At 71.9% G+C, this 7513-nt stretch carries 5 protein-coding genes and 1 tRNA gene; 2 read left to right on the forward strand and 4 right to left on the reverse strand.

Going from position 1 to position 7513, the window contains the following annotated elements; genetic code table 11:
* A partial coding sequence (locus I4I78_RS27485; RefSeq protein ID WP_218614407.1) for a DPP IV N-terminal domain-containing protein occupies nt 1–1804 on the forward strand: 1804 nt, incomplete at its 5' end.
* A 211-nt stretch (nt 1805–2015) separates the two neighbouring features.
* Here I4I78_RS27485 and I4I78_RS27490 read toward each other — a convergent pair.
* Both I4I78_RS27490 and I4I78_RS27495 read right to left on the reverse strand, forming a co-directional pair.
* Nucleotides 2016–2092: transfer RNA gene (locus tag I4I78_RS27490), tRNA-Pro, on the reverse strand.
* A gap of 35 nt (nt 2093–2127) precedes the next feature.
* On the reverse strand, nt 2128–3069 hold the full coding sequence (locus I4I78_RS27495) for a metallophosphoesterase (RefSeq protein ID WP_308252392.1): 942 nt from the start codon (nt 3067–3069) through the stop codon (nt 2128–2130).
* A gap of 46 nt (nt 3070–3115) precedes the next feature.
* On the opposite strand from I4I78_RS27495, the gene I4I78_RS27500 reads away from it, so the two are divergent.
* On the forward strand, nt 3116–3586 hold the full coding sequence (locus tag I4I78_RS27500; RefSeq protein WP_218614409.1) for a GatB/YqeY domain-containing protein: 471 nt from the start codon (nt 3116–3118) through the stop codon (nt 3584–3586).
* Nucleotides 3587–3678: 92 nt separating this feature from the next.
* Here the strand turns inward: I4I78_RS27500 and topA are convergent, their stop codons facing one another.
* Nucleotides 3679–6579 (reverse strand): type I DNA topoisomerase, encoded by a 2901-nt coding sequence (gene topA / locus I4I78_RS27505; protein ID WP_374225927.1) that lies wholly within the window; start codon nt 6577–6579, stop codon nt 3679–3681.
* 245 nt (nt 6580–6824) lie between these two features.
* Entirely contained in the window at nt 6825–7421 is a 597-nt protein-coding gene (locus I4I78_RS27510; protein WP_218614411.1) for a hypothetical protein, read from the reverse strand.
* Nucleotides 7422–7513 lie beyond the last annotated feature (92 nt).

The raw sequence follows: 7513 nt of genomic DNA on the forward strand, positions 1-7513 counted from the left end.
CGGGCAGCAGGAGTTCGCGCTCACCGAGGACGCCGAGCTCCACCGGGACTACGGCGGGTTGCCCGAGGCGGCGACCAAGCTGAAGCTCCCCCTACTGGGCATGGGATCGCTGCTCCTGGCGGCATGGTCGCCGGACTCCACCCGGCTGATCACCCACCGGATCGACCAGCGCGAGCTCCCCGAACAAGTTCTGGTCGAGGCCGCGCCGAAGAGCGGCGGCCGACCAGTGGCCCACCACATCCGCTACCCGATGCCCGGCGACGAGACACAGGCGACGATGACGTGGCACGTTCTCGACGTCCGCACCGGGCAGAACATCACGGCCGCGGGCGGACCGGAGGTGCTGACGGCCCCCTACGCCCTCGACCGGCGGTGGTGGACCGGAGAGACGGGCGAAGCGGTGCACGTCCTGCACCAGTCGCGCGACGGCCGCACTCTCGAGTTGCGCCGCCTCGATCCCGACACAGGTGCGATGACGACGCTGATCACCGAGACCGGCCGGACCCGAGTGGATCCCTCGCCGTACCTGCACATCCCGCCGCTGATGCGCGTCCTGGACTCGGGGGAGATCCTGTGGTGGTCGCAGCGTGACGGCTGGGGCCACCTGTACCTCTACTCGGCCGACGGTGAACTGCGCGGGCAGCTCACTGCGGGCCAGTGGCTGGTTCGCCGGGTGCTGCGGGTCGACGAGGACCGCCGTCGGGTGTGGTTCCTCGCGTGCGGGCTGAACGACGACCCTTACGTCCGGCAGATCTGCCGGGTCGACCTCGACGGCGGCGGGTTCGTCCGGATCACCGACGACGACCTCGACCACGACGCCATAGCACCACCTCACGGTGGCGACTACGTCGTCGATCGCGCATCGACCGTCGCGCTCCCGCCCCGCACCCGAGTTATCGGGGACGACGGCCAGGTGCTGGTCGAGCTCGAGGCTCCGGACACGACGGCGCTGAAGGCGGCCGGCTGGAGCCCGCCCGAGCGGTTCCGAACGACCGCCGCCGACGGGCGCACCACGATCTACGGTCTGTTGTGGCGCCCCCACGGCTTCGACCCGGCCCGGCGCTACCCCGTCGTCGACCACACCTACCCCGGCCCCAACATCCACCGGGCGTCACCAGCGTTCGGTGACCTGTTCACCGGCGAACCCGAAGCACTGGCCGCGCTCGGCTTCGCGGTCGTCGCACTCGACGGCCGGGGCACCCCGGCGCGCAGCAAGGCCTTCCTCGATCACTCCTACGGCGACCTGGGGATGTCAGCGGCGCTCGACGACCACGTCGCCGCCATCCGCGAACTCGGCCGACGCCACGCCTGGCTCGACACCGACCGGGTCGGCATCACCGGCCACTCCGGCGGCGGGTTCTTCACCGCCCGGGCCCTGCTCACCCGCCCGGATTTCTACTCGGTGGGCGTCGCGCAAGCCGGCCCCCACGACTTCTCGACCTACCTGCCGTTCTGGGTCGAACAGAACCATGGGGAGATCACCGAGGAGAACCGCGGAGCACTGATCAACACAGTGCACGCCGGCCATCTGCGCGGCAAGCTCCTGCTCATCGACGGCGAGCTCGACGACAACGTCCTGCCCCACCAGAGCATGCGGCTGGTCGACGCGCTCATCGAAGCCGACGCCGACGTCGACATGCTCGTCATTCCCGGCGTCGAGCACAACTTCCACGGTCGCTTCCACTACGTCACACGGCGCACCTGGGACTACCTCGTTCGTCACTTGCGCGGCACCGAACCTCCGGCCTACCGACTCGCGCCGTTTCCCCCGATGCCCGACTGGGCCGTCGCCCCGTCCGGCTGAACCGGTACCACCGTGCACGACGACGTCGAGCGGAGTGGACCGATGCGGGGGGACGAACACAGCGAGATCCTGCGGAGTGAGGTGGCGACGGTGCATCACGTCGCACGGCACCGGGCTCCGGTCTGAGGCGGGAATGCTCCGGCAACCGCTCTACGCGCGACTAAGGCCCTGGCCTGCGACTCTCGCTTGAGTCTGTGACCAGGGCCTTGTGTGGTCGGGGTGACAGGATTTGAACCTGCGACCTCTTCGTCCCGAACGAAGCGCGCTACCAAGCTGCGCCACACCCCGAGTGCCGCGGGCATCCCCGCGGACCGAAGGGAACTCTACCCGATGCCCCGGCCGGCCGCCGCGGGGGTGTCCCGCTCCGCGGTCGACGTCACCGGGCGCGGGAGGAGGGTCAGCAGGCTCGCCTCCGGGGGGCAGGCGAAGCGCACTGGGGTGTAGGGCGAGGTGCCCAGGCCGGCCGAGACGTGCAGCCGGGTGTGGCTGCCCCAGCGCGAGGCCCCGCGGGCCCGGGAGCGGTCGATCCCACAGTTGGTGACCAGCGCGCCGTAGCCCGGGATGCGGAGCTGCCCGCCGTGGGTGTGCCCGGCCAGGACGAGGTCGTAGCCGTCCGCGGCGAACCCGTCGAGCACCCGCGGCTCCGGGGAGTGGGTCAGGCCCAGGCGGAGGTCGGCGTCGGCGTCGTGGCCGGAGATCCGCGGGTAGCGGTCCAGCTTGATGTGCGGGTCGTCGACGCCGGCGATCGAGATCGTGCGGCCGTCGACGGTGAGGTGGTGACGCGCGTGGGTGGCGTCGAGCCATCCGTGTTCGCGCAGGGCGGCGCGCAGGTCCTCCCAGGGAAGCTTCTCGCCGTACACCCGGGGGGTGTCGCCGCGCCGCAGGTAGCGGGCCGGGTTCTTCGGGGTGGGGCCGAAGTAGTCGTTGCTGCCGAACACGAACGCCCCGGGGAGCTCCAGCAGCGGGCCCAGGGCGGCGATCACCCCGGGGACGGCCGCGGCGTGCGCGAGGTTGTCCCCGGTGTCGATCACCAGGTCGGGTTCCAGCGCGGCCAGCTCGGACACCCAGCGGATCTTGCTCTGCTGGCCGGGTGTGAGGTGTAGGTCGGAGACGTGCAGCAGGCGCAGCGGGCGGGCGCCCGGGGCCAGGACCGGCAGCGTCGCCTCCCGCAACGTCCAGTGCCGGCGCTCGATGCCGACGGAGTAGGCGAGCGCGGTGGCGCCGGTGGCGACCGTTCCCAGGGCGAGGCGGGACCAGGTGTTCACGAATCCCAGCGTACGACGCCGATGAGCCGGACTAGGGTGCACGACCGTGAGCACCCTCAAGGAGCAGTTGCGCGCCGATCTGACCGCCGCCATGAAGAGCCGTGACGAGCTGGTCAAGGCCACCCTGCGCCTGACCCTGACCGCGATCGGCAACGCCGAGGTCTCCGGCACGACCGCGCGCGAGCTCTCCGACGACGAGGTGCTCGGCGTGATCACCAAGGAGTCGAAGAAGCGCGCCGAGTCGGCCGAGGCGTTCGCCGCGGCCGGGCGCACCGAGCAGGCCGCCCAGGAGCGTGCCGAGGCCGAGGTGCTGGCCCGCTATCTGCCCACCCAGCTCTCCGACGACGAGGTCGACACCCTCGCCCGCCAGGCCGTCGCGGACGTCGCTGCGGAGTCCGGTGAGCAGCCCGGCCCGCGCCAGATGGGCCAGGTCATGAAGAAGGCCAACGCCGCGGCGCAGGGTCGCGCCGAGGGCGGACGGATCGCCGCAGCGGTGAAGAAGCAGCTCGTCGGTTGAGCCCGCGCACCGACCAAGCAGAACGAGCGTGGCGTTCGTAGCGGTCTACGCGACGAACGCCACGCTCGTTCTGTCGATCTGGCCGTGCCGGGTTAGTTCGTGGGGGTCTTGCGGGTGGTCGTGCGCTTGGCGGGGGCCTTCTTCGCCGTCGTCGACTTGGTGGTCGTCGACTTGGCTGCGGGCTTCTTCGCGGCCGTCGACTTCGCGGGCGCGCGCTTGGCCGGGGCCTTCTTCGGCGGGGCCTTGGCACGGCGCTCGGCGAGCAGCTCCGAGGCGCGGTCGTCGGTGAGCTCCTCGACCGAGTCGCCCTTGCGCAGGCTCGCGTTCGACTGGCCGTCGGTGACGTACGGGCCGAACCGGCCGTCCTTGATCACCATCTTCTGGCCGGTCGACGGGTCCTCACCGAGCTCGCGCAGCGGCGGCTGGGCCGAGGCGCTGCGTCCCCGCTGCTTGGGCTGGGCGTAGATCGCCTGCGCCTGCTCCAGGGTGACCGCGAACAGCTGCTCCTCGTCGGTCAGCGACCGCGAGTCGGTGCCCTTCTTCAGGTAGGGCCCGTAGCGGCCGTTCTGGGCGGTGATCTCCTCGTTCGACTCCGGGTCGGTCCCGACCACCCGCGGCAGCGACAGCAGCCGCAGCGCGTCCTCGAGGGTGACCGAGTCCACGACCATCGACTTGAACAGCGAGCCGGTGCGCGGCTTCGGCTTGGCCGGCGCCTTCTTCTTCGCCGCGGCGGTTCCCTCGGCGGGGGCCTCCGGCTCGGGCAGGATCTCGGTGACGTACGGACCGAACCGGCCCTCCTTCGCCACGATCTCGTGCCCGGTGACCGGGTCGGTACCCAGCTTGCGGCCCTCCTGCGGCACCGAGAACAGCTTCTCCGCGATCTCCGCGGTCAGCTCGTCCGGCGGCAGCTCCTCGGGCAGGTTCGCGCGCTGGGCCTTCTCCTCGACCATGCGCTCCAGGTAGGGGCCGTAGCGCCCGACCCGGACCACGACGTCGCGGCCCTCGGCGTCGGTGAACATCGGGATCGAGTTCACCGTCCGGGCGTCGATCTCCTCCAGGTTCGCCCCGACCAGCTTCTTCAGCCCGCCTGCGCGGGCGACCGAGCCCTCGCCACCCTTGGCGGCGCCGAAGTAGAAGCCGTTGAGCCAGTCCGTGCGCGAGTCCGACCCGGACGCGATCGAGTCGAGGTCGTCCTCCATCGCGGCGGTGAAGTCGTAGTCGACGAGCTGGCCGAAGTGCAGCTCCAGCAGCCCGATCACCGAGAACGCGACCCAGGACGGGACCAGCGCGGAACCCTTCTTCCACACGTAGCCACGGTCGAGGATCGTCTTGATGATCGAGGCGTAGGTCGACGGGCGGCCGATCCCGAGCTCCTCGAGCCGCTTGACCAGGCTGGGCTCGGAGAACCGGGACGGCGGGTTCGTGGAGTGGCCCTCCGCGGTCAGCTCGGCCGCGGTGAGCGCCTGGCCCTCGGTGAGCTGCGGGAGCCGCGACTCGGCGTCGTCGGCCTCGCCGCCGCTACCCTCCTCGACGGTCTCGACGTAGGCCTTGAGGAACCCGGCGAAGGTGATCGTGCGCCCGGACGAGGCGAACGTGACCTCCTCGCCGGTGCCGGCCGTCCCGGTGATCCGGACGCTGACCGACGTGCCGCGGGCGTCGTTCATCTGGGACGCGATCGTGCGCTGCCAGATCAGCTCGTAGAGGCGGAAGTCGTCGCCGTCGACCTCGCGGGCGATCTCGCCCGGCGTCCGGAACGACTCACCCGCGGGGCGGATCGCCTCGTGCGCCTCCTGGGCGTTCTTGACCTTGCGGGTGTACTGGCGCGGCTTGTCCGCGACGTAGGCGTCGCCGTAGAGCTCGCGGGCCTGGCTGCGGGCGGCCGAGATGGCCGCGTCGGACAGCGTCGTCGAGTCCGTCCGCATGTAGGTGATGTAGCCGTTCTCGTACAGCCGCTGCGCGCCGCGCATCGTGCGCTCGGCGGAGTACCGCAGCTTGCGCCCGGCCTCCTGCTGCAGCGTCGAGGTCATGAACGGCGCGTAGGGCTTGCGCGTGTACGGCTTCGACTCGACCGAGGAGACGGTCAGGTCGCGGCCCTGCAGCGCCTCGGCCAGGCGGCGGGCGCCGCCCTCGTCGAGCACCCGGACCTCGTCGTTGCGCAGCTTGCCGTCGGAGCCGAAGTCGCGGCCGGTCGCCACCCGGGTGCCGTCGACGGCGACCAGGCGTGAGCCGAACTGGCGCGGGCTGGCCTCGGCGCCGGCGTCCATGGTCGCGGCGATGTCCCAGTACTGCGCCGAGCGGAACGCGATGCGCTCCCGCTCGCGCTGCACGATCAGCCGCGTCGCCACCGACTGCACGCGGCCGGCCGAGAGCCGCGGCATGACCTTCTTCCACAGCACGGGGGAGACCTCGTAGCCGTAGAGGCGGTCCAGGATCCGGCGGGTCTCCTGCGCGTCGACGAGGTCCTGGTCGAGCTCGCGGGTGTTCTCCGCGGCCGCCCGGATCGCCGACTCGGTGATCTCGTGGAAGACCATCCGGCGGACCGGGACCTTCGGCTTGAGCGTCTCCAGCAGGTGCCAGGCGATGGCCTCGCCCTCGCGGTCGGGGTCCGTCGCAAGCAGGAGCTCGTCGACCGACTTGAGGGCCTCGCGCAGCTCGGAGACGGTGCTGCGCTTCTCCGGCGTCACGATGTAGAGCGGGCTGAACGCGTTGTCCACGTCCACACCCAGGCGGGCCCAGGACTCGCCCTTGTACTTGGCCGGCACGTCCGCGGCCCCGCGCGGCAGGTCACGGATGTGACCGACCGAGGACTCCACGATGTAGTCGCTGCCGAGGTAGGGCGCGATCTTCTTCGCCTTGGTGGGGGACTCGACGATCACCAGTCGCTTCAGCGGACGGCTCGGCGCCGTGGCCGTCGTGGTGGGCGTGCGGGGGCTTCCACCGGCTTCTGCCGACTCGGCGTGTGTCGTGCCCGAACTGGTCGTTCCCGTTGCCACCTGGTCATACCCCATCTCTCCGGCCGCGTCGCTCTCTCGTGGCGACGTCCTCGCCGTTGGCGGCCGCTCGTCGCGGCCCACGTGCGGTTGCCGGTACGGCGCGTCCACCCGCTGGTCGCGGGGTGTGAACGCCCGGTCTCGGTCCGCACGATCTCACACCGTCGCACAGCCGTGCGGCGGGTTGCACCCCACCCTGATCCGTTCGGCGGGTGACGCGAAGCTTATTCCCACTCGGATCCGGCAGGTCAGGCGGCCGCTCGGGCCCGGTAGCGGGGCCACTCGGCCGGGTCCAGCCCGGACGGCGCCGGGCCGACGAGCTCGACCAGCCGGGCCACCCGGCGGGCTCCGTGAATCCTCAACGCGGGGCCGGGGACGCCGCATTCCCCGGCGACCAGCCGCGCCGGCGGCAGGCCGGCCCGGGTGGTGGCGGCGACCAGGGCGCCGTGCGTGTCGGCGGCGTCGGGGTCGAGCAGCAGCAGGTAGCCGCCGCGCAGGTCCGCGCAGCCCGCGGCCAGCGCCCACAGCCGCAGTGCTGCGCCGTCGAGCTGGAAGCCGGCCGGGACGCACTTGGCGCCGCCCGGGCCGGTCCAGGCCCGGGCCAGGGGCACCAGGTCGCGGCGGTAGGCGCTGCGCACGGACGCGCCGTCCTCGTCCGCGCGCAGGGTGACGTCGCGGGCGGCCACGACGGCCCGCAGCGCCCGTTCACGCCCGGCGTGCGGGAGCGGGACGTCGAGCCGCGCGGTGTCGCCCGCGCCGAACCGCGCGATCCGCCCCGGGCCGCAGAGCAGCCCGGCGAGGTCGGCGAGCCCGGCCGGCCGGGCCTCCGCGGAGAACAGCGACATCTGCGGCACCGCCGCAGAATAGAACGAATGTTCGACGGAGTCGATCGCGACCCGCCGCCGACCCCTTCCGCGTTGTGGAGCCGTAATGCTCC

The sequence above is a fragment of the Pseudonocardia sp. KRD291 genome (genome assembly GCF_019263595.1).
Lineage (GTDB): Bacteria > Actinomycetota > Actinomycetes > Mycobacteriales > Pseudonocardiaceae > Pseudonocardia.

Coding starts and splice junctions, on each gene's coding strand:
- I4I78_RS27510 (WP_218614411.1), bottom strand. CDS start 7,421: ATGTCGCTGTTCTCCGCGGAGGCCCGGCCGGCCGGGCTCGCCGACCTC.